This is a genomic window from Bradyrhizobium macuxiense (assembly GCF_007993935.1).
Lineage (GTDB): Bacteria > Pseudomonadota > Alphaproteobacteria > Rhizobiales > Xanthobacteraceae > Bradyrhizobium > Bradyrhizobium macuxiense_A.
Genome location: NZ_VITY01000016.1, coordinates 22,844 through 41,399 on the forward strand (window position 1 = coordinate 22,844; position 18,556 = coordinate 41,399).

General features: G+C 59.2%; 18 protein-coding genes. 16 read left to right on the forward strand and 2 right to left on the reverse strand.

Features of this window, described 5'->3' with window-relative positions; all coding sequences use genetic code 11:
* Positions 1-36: 36 nt before the first annotated feature.
* The 14 genes from FBZ93_RS33125 (at position 37) to FBZ93_RS33190 (ending at position 13,692) form a co-directional block, all read left to right on the forward strand.
* Positions 37-2,022, forward strand: coding sequence for a conjugal transfer protein TraG (locus FBZ93_RS33125; protein WP_146991607.1), 1,986 nt, complete (start codon positions 37-39; stop codon positions 2,020-2,022).
* Positions 2,023-2,028: 6 nt separating this feature from the next.
* Positions 2,029-2,457: a CopG family transcriptional regulator gene (locus tag FBZ93_RS33130; RefSeq protein WP_146991609.1), complete on the forward strand. Its 429-nt coding sequence runs from the start codon at positions 2,029-2,031 to the stop codon at positions 2,455-2,457.
* Between the two features lie 129 nt (positions 2,458-2,586).
* The gene (locus FBZ93_RS33135; protein WP_146991611.1) at positions 2,587-3,921 is read left to right on the forward strand and encodes an MFS transporter; all 1,335 of its coding nucleotides are present in this window, start codon (positions 2,587-2,589) and stop codon (positions 3,919-3,921) included.
* A gap of 226 nt (positions 3,922-4,147) precedes the next feature.
* On the forward strand, positions 4,148-5,062 hold the full coding sequence (trbB, locus tag FBZ93_RS33140) for a P-type conjugative transfer ATPase TrbB (RefSeq protein WP_208764094.1): 915 nt from the start codon (positions 4,148-4,150) through the stop codon (positions 5,060-5,062).
* Between the two features lies 1 nt (position 5,063).
* A complete protein-coding gene (locus FBZ93_RS33145; protein WP_146991615.1) occupies positions 5,064-5,390 on the forward strand; it encodes a TrbC/VirB2 family protein in 327 nt (108 codons plus the stop codon).
* Positions 5,390-5,653 (forward strand): VirB3 family type IV secretion system protein, encoded by a 264-nt coding sequence (locus FBZ93_RS33150; RefSeq protein WP_146991616.1) that lies wholly within the window; start codon positions 5,390-5,392, stop codon positions 5,651-5,653. Before FBZ93_RS33145 ends, FBZ93_RS33150 begins: the two co-directional genes overlap by 1 nt.
* Positions 5,654-5,663: 10 nt before the next feature.
* Positions 5,664-8,105: a conjugal transfer protein TrbE gene (trbE, locus tag FBZ93_RS33155; protein ID WP_146991618.1), complete on the forward strand. Its 2,442-nt coding sequence runs from the start codon at positions 5,664-5,666 to the stop codon at positions 8,103-8,105.
* Positions 8,102-8,833, forward strand: coding sequence for a P-type conjugative transfer protein TrbJ (gene trbJ, locus FBZ93_RS33160; RefSeq protein ID WP_146991620.1), 732 nt, complete (start codon positions 8,102-8,104; stop codon positions 8,831-8,833). The genes trbE and trbJ overlap by 4 nt, the downstream gene beginning before the upstream one ends.
* A complete protein-coding gene (trbK-alt, locus tag FBZ93_RS33165) occupies positions 8,830-9,201 on the forward strand; it encodes a putative entry exclusion protein TrbK-alt (protein ID WP_146991622.1) in 372 nt (123 codons plus the stop codon). The genes trbJ and trbK-alt overlap by 4 nt, the downstream gene beginning before the upstream one ends.
* Positions 9,198-10,433 carry a P-type conjugative transfer protein TrbL gene (trbL, locus tag FBZ93_RS33170; protein ID WP_146991623.1) on the forward strand — a complete coding sequence of 412 codons (1,236 nt, stop codon included), beginning with the start codon at positions 9,198-9,200 and terminating at the stop codon, positions 10,431-10,433. Before trbK-alt ends, trbL begins: the two co-directional genes overlap by 4 nt.
* A gap of 92 nt (positions 10,434-10,525) precedes the next feature.
* Positions 10,526-11,209 (forward strand): conjugal transfer protein TrbF, encoded by a 684-nt coding sequence (gene trbF / locus FBZ93_RS33175; RefSeq protein WP_146991625.1) that lies wholly within the window; start codon positions 10,526-10,528, stop codon positions 11,207-11,209.
* Positions 11,206-12,240 (forward strand): P-type conjugative transfer protein TrbG, encoded by a 1,035-nt coding sequence (gene trbG / locus FBZ93_RS33180; RefSeq protein WP_208764092.1) that lies wholly within the window; start codon positions 11,206-11,208, stop codon positions 12,238-12,240. Before trbF ends, trbG begins: the two co-directional genes overlap by 4 nt.
* The gene (locus FBZ93_RS33185; RefSeq protein WP_146991627.1) at positions 12,237-13,448 is read left to right on the forward strand and encodes a TrbI/VirB10 family protein; all 1,212 of its coding nucleotides are present in this window, start codon (positions 12,237-12,239) and stop codon (positions 13,446-13,448) included. Before trbG ends, FBZ93_RS33185 begins: the two co-directional genes overlap by 4 nt.
* Before the next feature lie 4 nt (positions 13,449-13,452).
* On the forward strand, positions 13,453-13,692 hold the full coding sequence (locus tag FBZ93_RS33190; protein WP_146991629.1) for a DUF2274 domain-containing protein: 240 nt from the start codon (positions 13,453-13,455) through the stop codon (positions 13,690-13,692).
* On the opposite strand, the gene FBZ93_RS33195 is transcribed toward FBZ93_RS33190, so the two are convergent.
* Positions 13,665-13,850 (reverse strand): hypothetical protein, encoded by a 186-nt coding sequence (locus tag FBZ93_RS33195; protein WP_146991631.1) that lies wholly within the window; start codon positions 13,848-13,850, stop codon positions 13,665-13,667. The genes FBZ93_RS33190 and FBZ93_RS33195 overlap by 28 nt on opposite strands.
* Positions 13,851-15,401: 1,551 nt before the next feature.
* Here FBZ93_RS33195 and FBZ93_RS42010 point away from each other — a divergent pair.
* Positions 15,402-16,034, forward strand: a complete 633-nt coding sequence (locus FBZ93_RS42010; RefSeq protein ID WP_433995467.1) for a class I SAM-dependent methyltransferase — start codon at positions 15,402-15,404, stop codon at positions 16,032-16,034.
* Here the strand turns inward: FBZ93_RS42010 and FBZ93_RS33210 are convergent.
* Complete coding sequence (locus FBZ93_RS33210; protein ID WP_146991637.1) at positions 15,997-16,989, reverse strand: hypothetical protein; 993 nt, start codon at positions 16,987-16,989, stop codon at positions 15,997-15,999. The two genes, FBZ93_RS42010 and FBZ93_RS33210, sit on opposite strands and share 38 nt — an antisense overlap.
* A gap of 137 nt (positions 16,990-17,126) precedes the next feature.
* On the opposite strand from FBZ93_RS33210, the gene FBZ93_RS33215 reads away from it, so the two are divergent.
* The gene (locus FBZ93_RS33215; protein WP_146991638.1) at positions 17,127-18,032 is read left to right on the forward strand and encodes a tyrosine-type recombinase/integrase; all 906 of its coding nucleotides are present in this window, start codon (positions 17,127-17,129) and stop codon (positions 18,030-18,032) included.
* Positions 18,033-18,556: the final 524 nt, after the last annotated feature.

The window sequence follows — 18,556 nt, forward strand, 5'->3', positions numbered from 1 at the left end:
CTATCTCAGCATTTTAGTTGCGGAAAGGCGTTCGGGATGTCCGGAACCAAGATCCTTTGGGGACAGGTGATCGTTGTCGGCCTGATCGTTTTGCTCGCAATCTGGGGAGCAACCGAGTGGGCGGCTTGGCGGCTCGCATATCAACCGGAGCTTGGGCGGCCCTGGTTCGAGCTATCAGGCTTCAAAGTCTATTACCCGCCCATCTTCTTCTGGTGGTGGTTCGTCTACGATGCCTATGCACCACAAGTCTTTGTCGAGGGTGCCTTCATCGCAGCGTCGGGGACCTTCGTTTCGATTGCCGTGGCGATCGGCATGTCGGTTTGGCGAGCGCGCGAAGCCAAGAACGTCGAGACCTATGGTTCGGCGCGCTGGGCCGATGTACGGGAGGTGAGAGCGGCCGGACTTCTCGGTCCGGATGGCGTGGTGCTGGGCAAGCTCGACCGCGACTACCTTCGCCATGACGGACCAGAACACGTGTTGTGTTTTGCGCCCACCCGGTCGGGTAAAGGTGTCGGTCTCGTCGTTCCCTCGTTGCTGGCTTGGCCGGGCTCGGCCATCGTCCACGACATCAAGGGCGAAAACTGGCAGCTGACCGCGGGCTTTCGCTCGCGGCATGGCCGCGTCCTCTTGTTCGACCCGACCAACCCAAAATCCTCGGCCTACAATCCGCTGCTCGAGGTCCGGCGCGGCGAGTGGGAGGTTCGTGACGTGCAGAACGTCGCCGACGTCCTGGTCGACCCCGAAGGATCCCTCGATAAGCGGAACCATTGGGAGAAGACCAGCCATTCGCTGCTGGTCGGCGCCATCCTTCACGTCCTCTATGCTGAGGCAGACAAGACTTTGGCAGGTGTGGCCGCCGTTCTGTCCGACCCGAAGCGGCCGATTGAGGCGACGTTGAAGGCGATGATGACCACGCCGCACCTTGGTGAGCAGGGGTCTCATCCCGTGGTCGCCTCGACCGCGCGCGAGCTCCTCAACAAGTCAGAGAACGAACGCTCGGGCGTCCTGTCCACTGCGATGTCCTTCCTGGGTCTTTACCGCGATCCCGTCGTGGCTCAGGTGACCTGCCGTTGCGACTGGCGAATCGCCGACCTGATTGCGGATGCCAGCCCCACGACGCTTTACCTCGTGGTTCCGCCCTCCGACATCTCGCGGACAAAGCCGTTGATCCGCCTGGTGCTGAACCAGATTGGTCGTCGCCTGACCGAGGACCTGCATGCCCGCGACCGCCGGCATCGCATCCTGATGATGCTTGACGAGTTCCCGGCGCTGGGGCGGCTTGATTTCTTCGAGTCTGCACTCGCCTTCATGGCGGGGTATGGCATCAAGAGCTTCTTGATCGCGCAATCGCTCAATCAGATCGAGAAGGCCTACGGGCCCAATAACGCGATCCTCGACAACTGCCACGTGCGCGTCAGCTTCGCGACCAATGACGAGCGGACCGCCAAGCGGGTATCCGACGCGCTGGGCACGGCGACGGAGATGCGCGCGATGAAAAACTATGCGGGACATCGGTTGAACCCCTGGCTGGGGCACCTCATGGTCTCGCGGCAGGAGACGGCAAGGCCGCTCTTGACGCCTGGCGAGGTCATGCAGCTTCCGCCGATGGACGAGGTCGTCATGGTGGCGGGTACGCCACCGATCCGGGCGAAGAAGGTTCGCTACTATGAGGATCGGCGGTTTACTGAGCGTGTCTTGCCGCCACCCGACCTGCCGGCATCCGGGCGATCATCGCGAACGGACGGATGGTCAACGCTTGAAAGGCTCAAGCCAGCGCCGCTTCCAGGGGACAGGGAGCAAGGAGAGGAAGACACGGCGAATAGCGGTCTCCGTCGTGAGCCCGAACTCCCCGATCACGTCGCGATCGTCAAGGAGAAAACCGAACCGACGCCGGCAGAAGAATTTTCCGTCGTCCTTGACGACGACGAGGATGCGGTCCGCCAGTCCCGGCTCATACGCCAACAGATGCGCGGTGTCGCGCGTCAAGTCGCCATGGATCCGAATGACGGTATGGAGCTCTGAGGAAATATGCGCGACCGGATGAACGTATATTTCCCGCCAGAGCTTCTGAAGCAGATTTCGGATCTGGCGGACCGCAAGAACCTTTCCCGGTCTGCAATCGTTGAAGCGGCTGTCGCTTCATTTCTGTCGCCGGACGGCGCGGACCGGCGGGAGGCAGCGTTCACTCGGCGTCTGGACCGGCTGTCACGTCAGATGCAGAGGCTGGAGCGTGACGTCGGTCTGACGGCCGAGACTTTGGCCCTCTTCATTCGCTTCTGGTTGACGGTCACGCCACCGTTACCCAACGACGCGCAGGCGGCCGCGCAGCTTAAGGGCAGGGAGCGTTTTGAAGGATTCGTCGAGGCGCTCGGCCGCCGGTTGCAAAAAGGGCAGAGCTTCCTGCGTGAGATTCCAGAAGAGATCGTCCGTCAGGAACCAGTCGGCGAAGCTGACTGAGGCCCTCGGCACCTTATCGGCCACCCCCTCCTTTTTCTACGCCAGCCTGCGACCGCAGCAATTTAGCTGAGCCGACAAAAAGCTGGACGCGCTATCGGCCCGAATGAGCTGAGAGCAAAAGGGGCCAGCATGCAAATCTCAATAGCATGGCGTCGAACTGCGCGCGTTTTTCTCCCTTTTGCTGCTGGATACTATCTTTCGTACCTGTTTCGAACGATCAACGCTTTGATCGCCGACCATCTCAGCTCGGATACCGGGCTTGGGACTGCTGACCTCGGGTTGCTTACGTCAGTCCATTTCCTCATTTTCGCGGCGGCTCAGATCCCCATCGGCATATTGTTGGACCGCTTTGGTCCGCGTCGCGTCCAGAGTGCTCTGCTCTTGCTCGCCGCGGTGGGGACCGGACTTTTCGCGGTATCGACAGGCTTCCTGTCACTTTTGATTGCGCGTGCAATGATCGGGCTCGGCGTGGCGGCGTCGCTCGCAGCAGGGCTGAAGTCCATCGTTCTTTGGTTTCCCAGGGAACGAGTTGCCTTGCTTAACGGCTACATGATCATGCTGGGATCGCTAGGAGCGGTGACCGCTACGGCTCCTGTCGAACACCTACTCGCTTGGATGGGTTGGCGGCAGCTATTTGAGATCCTGGCGGCCGCTACCGGTGCGACGGCAATCCTCATCTATTTCGTGGTTCCTGAACGAGGCATTGTCCCATCGACAGCGTCAATTCCGGTCACCCTTAGCTCCGTTTTCGCCGATAGGCGTTTCTGGCGTATTGCTCCGTTGTCGGCGACTTGCATTGGATCGGCCTGGTCTCTGCAGGGATTGTGGGCATCGCCGTGGCTGATGGACATAGAGGGGCTCGATCGCGCAAATCTCGTCAGACAGCTCTTCATAATGTCGATCGGACTTTGCGGCGGTGCTTGGTTGTTCGGTACGACGGTCCATCACATCAAACGGAGAGAAGTTGGGGTGGAGACGATACTGGCGATGGTTGCGGTGCTGTTTATCGCAGCCGAGTTAGCATTGATCCTGCGAGCCCCTCTGCCATCCATCTTGCCCTGGTCCGTTGTCGCAATTGTCGGAACGGCAACCGTGGTCAGCTTCGCGGTGATAGCGGATTACTTTCCGCCAGAGTTTGCCGGTCGCGCCAACGGCGCCTTGAACGTTCTGCATTTCGGTTGGGCATTTCTCGCACAATACGCAACGGGCCTTATCCTGGAGCAATGGTTCACGACCGATGGACATAGGCCCATCATCGCCTATCAAGTCGCGTTCGGTCTCAACGTGGCAGTGCAGATCGCGGCATTACTCTGGTTCGCGCTTCCCTGGCTCCGATGCTCCGCTTCGTGGATAAGTTCGTTTTCCTTCTTCGTGCCGGCTAACATTTCCGACGCCATCGAATCGGTGGGTTTGTATGAGAGTTCGGTCGTACTAATTCCTACGGATGACGATGGTGAGTGGTGAGCAGCGACTCACAGCGAGCTATCCGATCGCGTAGGTCTCAATTTTCAGTTCAGTGGACTTTCTTTTTCTACGCCGGTCTACGATCACCGAAAGGGCTTGTTGCGCCAAGTCCACTGCTGCCCTTGTAATTATCCCATCTGAGGGCGCTCTGTGGAGCCCTCGTTCGTTGGGGACAGCGGTGGCAATCCATTCCTTTCAATCGGAAGCGAATTCGCGCGGTGCGAGAATGCTGCGTAGCGCACTTGGCGCGGCGATTGCCGGCTACCTCGAAGATGAAATGATTATCGAGGTCATGCTCAATCCAGATGGGCGGCTGTGGATTGACCGGTTGTCAAACGGCCTGATCGATACCGGCGAAACTCTGTCCGCAGCGGATGGCGAGCGCATTGTTCGCCTGGTAGCGCATCACGTTGGTGCCGAGGTGCATGCCGGCGCACCACGGGTTTCTGCCGAACTGCCTGGCAACGGGGAGCGCTTCGAAGGTCTCTTGCCTCCGGTCGTTGCTGCACCGGCCTTCGCTATCCGCAAGCCTGCGGTCGCGGTGTTTACGCTCGACGATTACGTAGCCAAGGAGATCATGACCTCGGAGCAGGCCAGGATCCTCAAGAGCGCGGTCGCCGCACGTAAGAACATCCTCGTCGCCGGCGGGACATCGACGGGCAAGACAACGTTGACAAATGCGCTCTTGGCCGAGGTGGCGAAGACGTCCGATCGGGTCGTGCTGATCGAAGATACCCGAGAACTCCAGTGCAAAGCGCCAAATCTCGTAGCTTTGCGGACAAAAGATGGTGTCGCCACACTATCAGATCTCGTTCGGTCCTCGCTGCGACTGCGTCCGGATCGTATCCCGATCGGTGAAGTCCGCGGTGCCGAAGCACTCGATCTGCTCAAGGCCTGGGGCACCGGGCACCCCGGCGGCATCGGCACCATTCATGCGGGCACTGCGCTCGGTGCACTGCGCCGGCTCGAGCAACTCATCCAGGAAGCGGTCATCACGGTTCCGCGCGCTCTCATAGCCGAGACTATCAATCTCGTCGCCGTCCTTGCGGGTCGCGGTGCCGATCGCCGCGTCGCCGAGCTAGCCGTCGTGTCAGGGCTCGGGGCCGCTGGCGACTACAGCCTTTCATCAGCAGGAGACTGACATGCGTCAGCAATTTCGCTTTCTTCGGGATGCGGCCTCGCTTGCCGCGTTCGGCACGGTTCTTTTGGCGGCAGCACCGGCATGGGCGGCTGGCTCGAACATGCCGTGGGAGCAGCCGCTCAATCAGATCCTGCAATCGGTAGAAGGCCCGGTCGCCAAGATCATCGCCGTCATCATCATCGTTGTGACCGGGCTGACGCTCGCGTTCGGAGATTCGTCGGGCGGCTTCCGTAGACTGATCCAGATCGTGTTCGGTCTGTCGATTGCGTTCGCGGCGTCGAGTTTCTTCCTGTCGTTCTTCTCCTTCGGCGGCGGCGTGGTGATTTGATGGATGAACCTGTCGTCGGCTTTGTCGTGCCCGTTCACCGTGCTCTGACCGAACCAATCCTGATGGGTGGAGCACCGCGATCGGTCGCGATTGTCAACGGTACGCTTGCCGCGGCCCTTGGGCTTGGATTGCGGCTCTGGATCGCGGGCCTCGTCCTCTGGTTGCTCGGCCACATGGCCGCCGTCTGGGCCGCCAAGCGCGATTCAGCCTTTGTCGATGTGGTGCGCCGACATCTGCGCATTCCCGGTCATCTCAACGCCTGAGCCCTTGATCATGATGAATCTCGCCGAATATCGCCATTCTAACGCCCGGCTCGCCGACTTCCTGCCATGGGCTGCCCTCGTCGACGAGGGAATCGTCTTGAACAAGGATGGCTCGTTCCAGCGGACAGCTAAATTCCGGGGACCTGACCTCGACAGCGCGGTGCCGGCCGAACTTGTCGCCGTCGCCGGCCGTTTGAACAACGCCTTGCGGCGGCTGGGATCAGGCTGGGCCGTCTTCGTTGAAGCGCAGCGTCATTTTGCGGGCGCCTACCCGCCGAATAGCTTTCCGGATGTCGCGTCAGCGCTGGTCGATGCCGAACGCAGGGCTCAGTTTGAAGAGGCAGGCGCCCACTACGAGTCCAGCTATTTCCTGACCTTCCTCTATCTACCGCCTGAGGAGGGGGCCGCGAGGGCAGAACGATTGCTCTATGAGGGTCCCGATCGCGCCGTTGGAGCCGACGCGCGCGAGCTGCTTCGTGGATTTGTCGATCAGACCAATCGCGTGCTGCAGCTTGTTGAAGGGTTCATGCCCGAATGCGCCTGGCTCGATGATCAGGACACGCTGACCTACCTGCACTCAACGATTTCGACCAAGCGTCATCGCGTTCGAGTGCCGGAAATTCCCATGTACATCGATGCGCTGTTGGCCGACCAGCCGCTGACCGGCGGGCTCGAGCCGATGCTGGGTTCGGCCAATGTCCGGGTTCTGACGATCGTCGGCTTTCCGGGCGCGACGACGCCGGGGATTCTGGACGACCTGAATCGCCTCGCATTCTCGTACCGCTGGTCGACCCGCGCGATCATGCTCGACAAGACTGATGCCACGAAGCTCCTGACCAAGATTCGCCGCCAGTGGTTCGCGAAGAGAAAGTCCATCGGCGCCATTCTCAAGGAGGTCATGACCAACGAGGCGTCGACGCTGCTTGATACTGACGCTCACAACAAGGCGCTGGACGCCGATGCGGCGTTGCAGGAACTCGGTTCGGATCAGATTGGGCAAGCCTTCGTCACAGCGACCATCACCGTGTGGGACGGCAATCCCCATGCTGCCGATGAAAAGCTCCGCCTGGTCGAGAAGGTCATTCAGGGTCGCGATTTTACCTGCATGATCGAGACGGTGAACGCAGTGGAAGCCTGGCTCGGCAGTCTGCCCGGGCACGTCTACGCCAATGTGCGGCAGCCACCGGTTTCGACGCTGAACCTCGCTCATATGATTCCGATGTCGGCCGTGTGGGCGGGCGAGATGAGGGATTTGCACTTCAAGGGGCCGCCCCTCCTATTCGGCAAGACCGAGGGCTCTACACCGTTCCGATTTTCGCTCCACGTCGGTGATGTCGGACATACTCTCGTGGTGGGGCCGACGGGGGCTGGCAAGTCCGTGTTGCTGGCACTGATGGCGCTGCAGTTCCGCCGCTACCCGAATGCTCAGGTCTTTGCGTTCGATTTCGGTGGTTCGATCCGGGCGGCCGCGCTCGCGATGGGCGGCGACTGGCATGATCTCGGCGGCGCATCGTCAGACGGAGCCGGCCAACCGGTTGCGCTGCAGCCGCTGGCCTGGATCGACGATCCTTCCGAGCGTGGATGGGCGACGGAATGGATCGGTGCGATCCTTGCGCGGGAAAAAATCGAGATCACGCCGGAGGTCAAGGATCATCTGTGGTCGGCTCTGACGTCGCTCGCCTCGGCGCCGATGCAGGAGCGCACCCTGACGGGCCTGTCGGTCCTGCTGCAATCGAACTCCCTGAAACGTGCGCTGCAACCCTACTGCCTGGGCGGTCCGTCCGGACGCCTGCTCGATGCCGAATTCGAGCGCCTTGGCGAGGCCTCGGTCCAGGCGTTTGAGACTGAAGGGTTGATTGGAACGAGCGCGGCCCCGGCCGTGCTGGCCTACCTGTTCCATCGTATCGGGGACCGCCTCGATGGCCGGCCGACGCTTCTGATTGTCGACGAGGGTTGGCTCGCCCTCGACGACGATGATTTTGCCGGTCAGCTCCGCGAATGGCTGAAGACACTGCGAAAAAAGAATGCGTCTGTCATCTTCGCCACCCAATCGCTCTCAGACATCGATGGGTCCGCAATCGCGCCGGCGATCATCGAAAGCTGCCCAACGCGCCTGTTGCTGCCGAACGAACGGGCGATTGAACCGCAGATTACTGCCATCTATCGCCGCTTCGGCCTCAATGACCGGCAGATCGAGCTTCTGAGCCGGGCAACGCCAAAGCGCGACTACTACTGTCAATCGCGTCGCGGCAACCGGATGTTCGAACTTGGCCTTGGTGATGTCGCACTCACATTTACCGCCGCCTCTTCCAAGACAGACCAGGCTGCGATCGCGCAGCTCCTCGCCGAACACGGACCTGAGGGCTTCGTGCCGGCCTGGCTTCGGCACCGTGGCGTCGCCTGGGCCGTAGACTTGATCCCCAATCTTGCAAATCTGGAGAGATCGCTATGAGGCGTCTTGGCCTATTGGCGGCCGCTGGCACCATTGCGCTGGTGCTTGGCGTCGCGGTGCCCGCACGGGCGCTCATCGTCTTTGATCCCAACAACTACATTCAGAATGTCCTGACCGCCGCGCGGGAGCTCCAGCAGATCAACAACCAGATCACATCGTTGCAGAACGAGGCGCAGATGTTGATCAACCAGGCAAGAAATCTGGCAAAGCTGCCGTATTCATCGCTGCAGCAATTGCAATCGTCGATCCAGCGCACCCAGCAATTGCTGAGCCAAGCCCAGCGGATCGCCTACGACGTTCAGCAGATCGATCGCGCGTTCTCGACCAGCTATGCGCCGGTCACCGGCAGCCAGTCCAGCCAATTGCTGATCACAAACGCTCAATCGCGATGGCAAAATACTTATGCGGCAACGCAAGACGCGCTCCGGGTTCAGGCCGGCATCGTTGGCAACCTCGATACCAATCGCATCCAAACGTCCGCACTCGTAACTTCAAGCCAAAGCGCCAGCGGTGCCTTGCAGGCAACGCAGGCCGGCAATCAGATTCTCGCGCTGAGCGCGCAGCAGCTCGCTGACCTCACCGCAGTCATGACCGCACAAGGTCGGGCGCAGAGTCTTGAAGCGGCGCAGCGCGCCGCGGCCCAAGACCAAGGCCGAGAGCAGCTCCGACGGTTTTTGACACCGGGCCAGGGCTATCAATCCCAAGACGTGCGGATGTTCCACCAATGACCGACGTAAACGCATTCAAGGCGTTGTCGCTGCTTACGACAATCGGCGTATTGGTCGCCGCTGCCTGCACGATTCAGCTTCGTGGTGGCAACGAGTCTCCGCCGCTGCCGGAGACGTCGCCGACGACAGGTGCAACCAGTTCCGACCTCGTACGCTGCCGCGGTGTCACCTCGGAGGAGGCGGCGGGTTACCGGCATTGTAAGCAGGTTTGGGACGAAAACCGGCGTCGTTTCTTCGGCAGGAAGGATGGCGCCGCAGTTCCTGGCCAGGATGATTCCGCCGCGAGCTTAGCGCCCGCCCCAAAGGATCAGAGCCGGATCCTACAAGGATATCCGCCCCTGGCAACACCTGAGGCGAGCAAGCCATGACTGGTACCGGGATTATCGACCAGTTCCTGGAAACGTTTACGCGCTATATCGATAACGGCTTCGGGCTGCTGGGTAGCGATGTCGGATATCTCGCGACGACCCTTGCCGCGATCGACATTACGCTCGCCGCGTTGTTCTGGACTTGGGGAACAGACGAGGACATTATCGCGCGCCTCGTCAAGAAGACGCTCTTCGTCGGCGTTTTTGCCTACCTCATCGGCAACTGGAACAGCCTTGCGCGCATCGTCTTCGAGAGCTTTGCCGGTCTTGGATTGAAAGCGTCCGGCTCGAGCTTATCTGCGTCGGATTTCCTGCGACCAGGGAAGATCGCTCAAGTCGGCCTCGACGCCGGCCGACCGTTGCTCGATTCGATCTCGAACCTGATGGGTTACATCAGTTTTTTCGAGAATTTCGTCCAGATCGTCGTTCTCCTGTTCGCCTGGGTCGTGTTGCTCCTCGCCTTCTTCATTCTGGCGGTCCAGCTCTTCGTGACCCTGATCGAGTTCAAGCTGACGACGCTGGCGGGCTTCGTCCTCATTCCTTTCGGCTTGTTTGGCAAGACCGCGTTCGCGGCAGAGCGGGTGTTGGGCAATGTCATATCATCCGGAATCAAGGTCTTGGTCCTGGCCGTCATCCTCGGCATTGGATCGACCCTGTTCTCTCAGTTCACCTCTGGCTTTGCTGGCGGCCAGCCAACCATCGAAGACGCGATGACGTTGGTCCTTGCGGCGCTCTCCTTGCTCGGCCTCGGTATCTTCGGTCCGGGAATCGCAAACGCCCTGGTCTCTGGCGGACCGCAGCTCGGCGCCGGTGCCGCGGCCGGTACGGGACTTGCCGCTGGCGGTGTCGTTGCCGCCGGTGCGGGCCTCGCCGCCGGAGGTGCTGGTCTCGCTGGCGGCGCGATTGCAGGCGCTGCGCGCGGTGGCGGCGCCGTCTTGAGTGGAGCATCCGCGGCCTATCGAAGTGGCGGCCTTGCTGGCGTCGCGGAGGCGGGCGCTTCGGCGGCCATGAGCCCGTTGCGTCGTGCAGCGGCTACGCTCGGCGGCGGTGGGCAGGCAGACGGGCAAGCCGCAAGCACTTCGGCAGAAGGGAAAGCGCAGCCCGATTGGGCGCGGCGCATGAAAAGTGCCCATAGCATTCGGCATAGTGCGTCGACAGCCGGCCGCGCGGTGCGCTCCGGCGACCACGCTGGCAGCGGTTCCTCCGTCGACCTGTCCGAAGGAGAGCACTGACACGCGGCATGCGCCTTACCACACACCGCGGGCCGATGCCTAATCCCGGACACCGCATGACTCGAAACCGATCACTTAGGGGGCAGTTATCAATGTTCAAACGACCATCCGTTCACTACGGGCGCATGCCCGTGCCGATTACGCCTTACCAGAAGGCTGCGCAGGTTTGGGACGAACGCATTGGGTCTGCCCGCGTGCAGGCCAAAAACTGGCGCTTGATGGCGTTCGGCTGCTTGATGCTGTCCGCCGGCCTTGCCGGGGGCCTCGTCTGGCATTCCAGCCGAGGATCGATCACGCCTTGGGTGGTTGAAGTCGATCATCTCGGTCAAGCCCAGAGGGTTGCGCCCGCCAACATTGACTATCAGCCGAACGACGCGCAGATCGCCTACCACCTCGCGCACTTTATCGAGGATGTCAGAGGCCTGCCCTCGGACGGTATTATTCTGCGCCAGAACTGGCTTCGGGCGTACGATTTTACGACCGATCGTGGGGCGGCAGCGCTCAATGACTATGCGCGCAACAATGACCCTTTTGCCAAGTTGGGTAAGGCGCAGATCTCCGTGGACGTCTCGAGCGTCATTCGCGCGTCGTCTGAAAGCTTTCGGGTCGCGTGGACGCAACGCAGTTACGACAACGGCTCGTTGAGTTCGACCGAGCGCTGGACTGCAATTCTTACCATCGTGATCGAGACGCCGCGCGACGCCGAACGCCTGCGCAAGAATCCTCTTGGCATCTACGTCCGCGCCATCAACTGGTCAAAGGAGTTGGGTCAGTGACCAAGACGCCGTCTGACACTCATTCGAAACCTCCTATCCCGCACAGCAGGCTAAATTTGCCTTGGTCCGCGTTCGTGACCTCGAAGCGAGCAATTCTGGCCGCTCTTCTGCTTTGCTCATCGGCGCTCGGTGGGTGTGCGACCTACATTCCGCCGCAGATCAGTTATGATGCCGAAGTCCCTTCGTTGCCGGCGCCTCCAGCGCCTCTCGATGACACATCGCGACCGCTTCACGTTCCACCGCTCTGGAAGCCGGCTCTCGGCGGCAAGTCGGGAGGAAAAGAAGAGCCCGAACCTGTGAGCCGGGTTGAGACGGCAAACAGCGCGGCCCGGGTCGAACCGCGCAAGCGGGGGTATTTCAATGCAGCGCAAATCTACGCTTACAGTCCCGGGGCGCTTTATCAGATTTACGCCGCACCGGGGCAGATCACGGATATTGCGCTCGAGGAAGGAGAGCAGTTGACGGGATCCGGACCGATCGCGGCCGGCGACACCGTCCGCTGGGTCGTGGGCGATACTGAGAGCGGGAGTGGCGACACGCGACGGGTCCATATCCTGGTCAAGCCGACCCGCGCATCGATCGAAACTAATCTTGTCATCAATACCGACCGCCGCACCTACCTGATAGAGCTTCGCTCCCGCGAACGACCATACATGCCATCCGTCGCTTGGTACTATCCAGAAACCGTGCGCGAACGATCGCGTTCAGTTGCCCTAAGACCCGTTCTTCCGGATCAGGCGCACCGCATCGCCCGCTACGCGATTGAAGGGGACAGCCCGCCCTGGCGACCGGTCGCTGCATATGACGATGGCCGCAAGGTCTATGTCGAATTCCCGCAGGGGATCGTGCAAGGCGAGATGCCGCCGCTCTTCGTCATTGGGCCTGATGGCAAGGCTGAGCTCGTCAATTATCGCGTCCACGGCAACGTATTGATTGTCGACCGGCTGTTTGCAGCGGCCGAACTCCGGCTAGGCGGCGAGCATCCGCAGAAGGTCAGGATTGTCAGGACTGACGGGAGGCCGTCGTCATGAATACCTCGAGTGGAAACGAACACGAACAAGCCATTCCGCCGCAGACACAAGACGAGCAATCCAGAAGCTTTCGGTTGAGAGCAGAGCATCCGCGTGTGACGCGGTTGTCGCGGAAAGTCCTGGCGGGAGGGAGTGCTGTTGCATTGCTCGTTATCGGCGGAGCCGTCTTGTGGTCGCTGCAGAATAGTCGTCCTCGAAACCAAGCGGCCGATGAGCTCTACAGCACCGACCATCACAACGTTGCCGAAGGCATTACCACGCTGCCGAAGGACTACACCGGCGTTCCACGTCAACCGATACCGCAGCTTGGTCCGCCGCTTCCTGGGGACCTCGGTCGACCGATCCTCGCGGCTCAGGGCCAGTCGCCGACGATGGGCGGTGATCCGGACCAACAGCGCCGGGACCAGGAGACCGAAGCAGCCCGTATCAGCCATTTGTTCGCTTCGAGCAGCGGGAGAGAAATGCGGCCGACCTCATCTACCGCTCCGGGAAGCGACCGTGTCCCGCCGCCGAGCTCAACGAGCACCAGCGGCGACGGATCTGCGCAGAACGGTCAAGATACGAAACTCGCCTTCGTGAACGCATCCGTAGATCGTCGCACAGTGAGTCCTGACCGCATCACTAAGCCAGCTTCGCCGTATCTCTTGCAGGCTGGCACTGTGATTCCGGGTGCCCTGATCACAGGAATCAGATCTGACCTTCCAGGTCAGGTCACGGCGCAGGTGACGGAGAATCTCTACGATACTCCCACCGGACGGTTCTTGCTTGTGCCCCAGGGGGCCCGTTTGATCGGTATCTATGACAGCCAGGTCGCTTTCGGCCAGTCCCGGGTACTGCTGGTTTGGACCCGTCTGATCATGCCCAACGGTCGCTCGATCGTACTTGAGCGACAGCCTGGTGCGGACAACGCAGGTTATGCAGGTCTAGAAGACCAAGTCGACAATCATTGGGGCGAGTTGTTTAAGGCAGCCGCCCTATCGACTTTACTTGCTGTCGGAACAGAGCTTGGCTCCGGCTCCGACACGAACAGCAACGACAGCGCAATCATCCAGGCGTTGCGGCACGGTGCAGGGGATTCGTTGAACCAAACTGGCCAGCAAGTAGTTCGGCGCAGTCTCAACATCCAGCCGACATTGACCATCCGTCCAGGTTTTCCGGTTCGGGTGATTGTCAACCGCGATCTTCAGCTCGAACCATACAAAGGATGATGCCGTGCCAAAGCTTAGAATCTCGGAAATTCCAAGTGACAGGCCAGTCAGAGTAACTGCCGAACTGCCCGCAGCGGTTCATCGCGATCTTCTCGCGTACGCGGAAGCGCTAGCGCGTGAGACCGGTCAGGCGATTGATCCACTTAAACTGATTGCGCCGATGCTCGGGCGTTTTATGGCCACTGATCGTGGCTTCACGAAACTGAGGCGTCTATCTCAGGCACGCGATACGAGCCTCGGATAGCGTTCGGTCAGCAAGTCAATAAAATTGAGCACGTCGGGTTCTTCGCTCTCTGCTCCACAGTGAGCGAAATAATCGATGCCATGATCGTGGCCAGCCAGGATGTTGCCGAGGTTGAGAAGACAGCGCGCCGAACGTCCTTCGCCGAACATGAAAACCATGCAGTCTCCACTCCGCATGCGTCGCAATGTATCGCTTAGGGGGGCGAGAACGCTGGGCGCTCGATCGCGAGCACGGCAGGCACGATGTCGTTCTCGCCCGACCCGCCGAGAGCGCGGCAAGTTTGCATATTTCCTCCGCCAAGTCGCGTCTCCTAGAAGCTTACCGCCACGCGCGGATCTTGCGGTGATCCGACGAGGCATCAAAGACATTTATGGGGGTATCAGTCGGACGAGAGTAATACGAATGAGTGCTTGTCGACTGCCGTGGACCTACTGATATTCGGTCGTGGCTCTCCGCACGGGGACCTCGGTTTCGCGCCGCGAGCGGAGCTCATTGGTATTGACGCCGACAATTTTGGTCGGCTCCGCCATCGCCGCACACCGCATTCCGCTTCTCGGCCTCCTACGAACGATTAGCTCGCATTTTTGCGCGAGTCTCAATTGGTCCACGAAACCTTCAGAGAAGGCGTGTAGGAAGGGCTCGGTACGACCGATGTTGAGGGATCAAGGATGTACTTCGTTGCGTGTGTTTCGGTTACGGAAACCGACGTTTTGCTGGCTCATAGATTGGATTATCGCAAAGGACATCGAGAGGGAAATTTTCTGCTGCCTGTCTGTTCGCAAACCGCGCGGAATCCATGACCTCTGCTGAACGGCAGGTAATGGTTCGAGAGTGAACTCCTCGCCCAATCGAAAATAATTCCAGTGAGCGAAATTTATTTGCGATTAGCGGAGAGAGTGCCAACAACTGGCGCATGTGTAACGTTCTGCTCGCATTCTCAAACTGTGCTGCAGACGTGGACACGCGCATATATTGGCCCGGAGTTCACTCAACCAGATTCGATCCCGCCACGCACCGGCAGATTATAGTGTTGTGAGACTGAGGGCACTCAAATGGTCGACTCCGAATTGGCTGCCATATTGCGTGCGGTTCTGGACGAGGTTTGTGAAGGTGTATCCCGTCACGAGATCGGCATCCGAACTCACGTCGCCTGTAAACTCCTCGAAGCAGCGACGCACGGAGAGACATCGGTCGATGTCCTCAGGCAAATTGGCCGAGCGGCGTTGACCGGGGCGCCCACGATGTGGCGGTAGCCGATTGTCTTGGTCGGCTCCGTCCAGACTTCCGCGAAGTGGGGCACAATTCCACGGGCGGGCGACAAGGTACTGTTTGTACATTCCGTACAGAGCTTGCGCTTCAACTCGGATCTTAAACTTGGCCGGCTGGGCGCTTTCCTCGCCGAATAGAAGGGCGTTTGGGAGATATTGCTATCGGCAGGACTATAGCGCGGTGAACGGATTTTACCTCCAACGTGCCGATTGGTGTGTGCCGCGGCAGATCTGCAACGTTATGTCGACCTCCGTGACCAGCGGTTGTTCTATTGTCTTTTCTTCTCGGACTAGTAGTATAAGTGCTTTCGGCTATCCAACAGCACATAACTCGGAATTATTGACGCTACACCGGTGACTGCAGGATTCAGACGCGACGAATTACGGAACCGCTATAATGTCGATGCTATCGAAGAGGATCCGTGGCACACTTACACTGGGATGAAGACGGCTAATCTTCTAGCCAGCCTTCTTCCCAGCATTGGTTCGTCGGGCGCCCGCGTCCTAAACGCCGGGGCCGGAGTGTACGCCATTCCGGTCGCCTCAGAAGATCAGTTCTTTGTGGACCTCTTTGCCGCTCCCTTGAAGGGACGCAAAAACGCCGTCTGCGCCACAGTCGAACAGCTACCCTTTAGGGGGGCAGCTTTTGAGTGCGTTGTATGTGTCGGAGAGGTTTTGTCTTATTGCGATCCAGCGGCCGCTCTTCGTGAATTCGCTCGTATCCTCTCTCCAAGGGGGCATCTGGTACTCGATTTTGGAAGCACGCGCAGCATCGCTCATTGGCGCACCGAGCTCTTTGGCCGAGCTGCCGATATTATAACGGATCAATACAATGGTTCGTCTGAGAAAGTGTGGCGTTATAGTCCACTCTACATTCGAGATCTTCTTAGAAAGAATGGCCTTGATGTTCGCCAGACCCACGGGATCCACACATGGTCGACGCTCGCAAAGCGTCTCGGAGCGAGCGAGGCACGAGCGTTGAAGCTGCAAAGGTGGCTTGAAATTGTGAAACTTCCATCGGGCTGGGCCGACATACTCACGATCGTTGCCGTGAAAGAGACATCCGGGAGATAATGACCAGGAGAAGGCGCCTGGATGTATCTGTATCTTCTCCAAGGCAATAGACCGCAGCTACCGCGAGCACAAAAGGGACGAGCATCCAGCTGCTGCCCAGTAGCGACTGAGCTCCGAGCATAACAAGGATAACGATCAGGACCCTGGGCATCTTTGGTCCGAATATCTTTCCCAGCAAAGCAGTGATTTGCGGCTGACGTTTGGCAATGCGAGTCAGCAGCGAACGCCTGTCGTCCCCCTGCGTACCGAAGGTGTCATCACCGCCGATTTTAGAGACCTCAGAGGAGTACAACGCATTGATTAGCAGCTCCCGCTCGCGGAATCTCTCCGTATCCAAGAATGGGCGATCCCAACGTAGATAGTGCTTGAAGTAGATGCATCTAAGAATGGTTCTGAGTTCGAAAGAAGACAAATCCTTTCGCCCGCTAGGTAGCGAGACCATCAAGTCTGCGGGGTAGCTGATCGCGCCATCGTAGCTTTGAAGGACCGGATATCTATAGGAGAAATCGACGCATCTAAAGCCTAGCCGTTTGAAGTACGAAATCAGCTTCTTGTCGGCGACCCACTCGTCTGAGGCAATTCGCTTTCTGGCGACCTCAAACACAATGCTGAACTCCGGGCGGTAGTTCTGGGCCAAGTGATCCCTGATGCTTTCGACCGCCTCACTCGGCAGCAGACCTGAACGGCTCTGGTCTCTCAAGCAGAGATACTCGAAGAAGAAGATGTGCTCTTCCCGGAAGTAGCTGTACTGCAAGTATCCGATCACGTCGCCTTCGTTTTGAATCGCAAAGCAACGAAACTCGTCCGCCAGCGCCTCTCTGCTATGGTCGATCCAATAAAGTATCTGGCGCTCTGGATTTTGCGCTTCGGCCAATATGCTTTCTCGGTAAATGCTGAGAGCTGCATTAAGCCGACGGACACCTCGGTCCGTTCTGTCGATCGCCTTGAGCTCCATAGGAACAATAATTCCGAGTTATGTGACTCTCGGATGGCAGTTGTGATCGCGTTTACCATGAACCAATCTCAACCCATCACAATGTGGGTCGTCTTGCGGTAGAGACGGCCTTCACTACGTGAATGGAGTTATGTCCGATGCTGATCAGCACGGCAGTTGCCGAATTCTTGCGGTATTGCGCGATCGACCGGCAGTTGTCGGTGCACAGCATTGAAGCCTATGCTACGGATCTGAACGATTTTCATCGATTTGTGGGTGTCGGTCGTTCGGTGGAATCGGTAAGCAGCGCGGATCTAGGAGCGTTTCTTTCCGATCTGCTGGAACGTCGGTGTCTTTCGATTTCGACTGCGCGTCGACGCTTTGCTTGCCTGCGAACTTTCTTTCGACGGATGGTTTCGCAGGCCGCGGCAAATCCCTTTGATGGCTGGCGTCTCGAACTTCCACGACGAAAGCGATTGCCCCGCTGTCTCTCGCGGTTGGAAGTTCGGGGGCTGCTATCAAATTTGGCAAGCTCACGCAGGGGGCGCTCCTCGTCGTCAGCGTCGGTGCTAACCGCGGTTCGGCTAATGATCGCAACCGGTATAAGAGTGGGTGAACTCTGTAAGATACTCATTTCCGATGTCACCCCGGAGGGGACAAGCGTCAGGATTCGTGGAAAAGGATCAAGGGATCGGCACGTGTATGTGAGTGACGCTGCGCTTCGCCATGAACTGTTGCAACTTCTCAAGAGCCAGACGAAGCAGCCGACCCGCGACGGGCACCTCTTTGTGAATAGGCTTAGGCGACCGATGCGACCTCAATCGGTGCGAGTTGCGCTCCGCCGGCACTACGAAGTCTCTAGCAGCCGACGACGCGTTACGCCGCACATGCTGCGTCATACGGCTGCGACTCTATTGATCGAGCGCGGCGTCGACATTCGTTTCGTTCAAAAGCTGCTTGGGCATTCAAGTATCTCAACAACTGAGATTTATACCCACGTATCGGATGAAGCGCTCAGAACTAGTCTGGAGAGGGCGGACGTCCTGGCTAACCTGGCAGCCTGATCTCATCGAAAGTGGACGGTTAGGGTCGAACGAGCAGACTTATGAAGGGCAACGTCTCAGGCAAAGGCGAATGAGCCGTGTCGGTGCGGTCGTGCCGAACGTTTCCCAACATTCGCGCTGTAAGGTCCTCCTGGGTCATTCAGACGGAGCTTGATCGGATTGGCTGTTCGCCGATCTCCGAACGGAACGCCGGGCGGTCCGGGTGTTATGGCAACTACACCATGGCGGCCGGTCGGTCCGTCAAGTCTCGGCCTCACTCGCGTACCGGTGTGGCTTTAGATCACAACTATCAACGTTTGCCGGCGCTCGCAACGTCGCGCCGATAGTCGGAAAAAGTGACCAACTTTTACAAACGTCGCTAACCGCGATCTCCGGATTAATAAGGCATTGCGTCGCTGCTGCGAGATAGACGCGGCAGCAAGCCCGGCGTTTGTACGAAAGCTCACGCCTCCGAGTTGTGAAGCTTCCAAACGTTGTCGCATGCCGACACCCGAGAAAGACACGCTGCAGCGATGCTCCTCTGC

Excerpts from the sequence above, each read along its gene's own strand:
- trbL (WP_146991623.1), top strand. The coding sequence starts at position 9,198 with ATGACTGGTACCGGGATTATCGACCAGTTCCTGGAAACGTTTACGCGC.
- trbF (WP_146991625.1), top strand. The coding sequence starts at position 10,526 with ATGTTCAAACGACCATCCGTTCACTACGGGCGCATGCCCGTGCCGATT.
- FBZ93_RS33215 (WP_146991638.1), top strand. The coding sequence starts at position 17,127 with ATGCTGATCAGCACGGCAGTTGCCGAATTCTTGCGGTATTGCGCGATC.
- FBZ93_RS33210 (WP_146991637.1), bottom strand. The coding sequence starts at position 16,989 with ATGGAGCTCAAGGCGATCGACAGAACGGACCGAGGTGTCCGTCGGCTT.
- trbE (WP_146991618.1), top strand. The coding sequence starts at position 5,664 with ATGATGAATCTCGCCGAATATCGCCATTCTAACGCCCGGCTCGCCGAC.
- FBZ93_RS33130 (WP_146991609.1), top strand. The coding sequence starts at position 2,029 with ATGCGCGACCGGATGAACGTATATTTCCCGCCAGAGCTTCTGAAGCAG.
- trbB (WP_208764094.1), top strand. The coding sequence starts at position 4,148 with ATGCTGCGTAGCGCACTTGGCGCGGCGATTGCCGGCTACCTCGAAGAT.
- FBZ93_RS33185 (WP_146991627.1), top strand. The coding sequence starts at position 12,237 with ATGAATACCTCGAGTGGAAACGAACACGAACAAGCCATTCCGCCGCAG.
- FBZ93_RS42010 (WP_433995467.1), top strand. The coding sequence starts at position 15,402 with ATGAAGACGGCTAATCTTCTAGCCAGCCTTCTTCCCAGCATTGGTTCG.
- FBZ93_RS33145 (WP_146991615.1), top strand. The coding sequence starts at position 5,064 with ATGCGTCAGCAATTTCGCTTTCTTCGGGATGCGGCCTCGCTTGCCGCG.
- FBZ93_RS33125 (WP_146991607.1), top strand. The coding sequence starts at position 37 with ATGTCCGGAACCAAGATCCTTTGGGGACAGGTGATCGTTGTCGGCCTG.
- trbJ (WP_146991620.1), top strand. The coding sequence starts at position 8,102 with ATGAGGCGTCTTGGCCTATTGGCGGCCGCTGGCACCATTGCGCTGGTG.
- trbK-alt (WP_146991622.1), top strand. The coding sequence starts at position 8,830 with ATGACCGACGTAAACGCATTCAAGGCGTTGTCGCTGCTTACGACAATC.
- FBZ93_RS33135 (WP_146991611.1), top strand. The coding sequence starts at position 2,587 with ATGCAAATCTCAATAGCATGGCGTCGAACTGCGCGCGTTTTTCTCCCT.
- FBZ93_RS33195 (WP_146991631.1), bottom strand. The coding sequence starts at position 13,850 with ATGGTTTTCATGTTCGGCGAAGGACGTTCGGCGCGCTGTCTTCTCAAC.
- FBZ93_RS33150 (WP_146991616.1), top strand. The coding sequence starts at position 5,390 with ATGGATGAACCTGTCGTCGGCTTTGTCGTGCCCGTTCACCGTGCTCTG.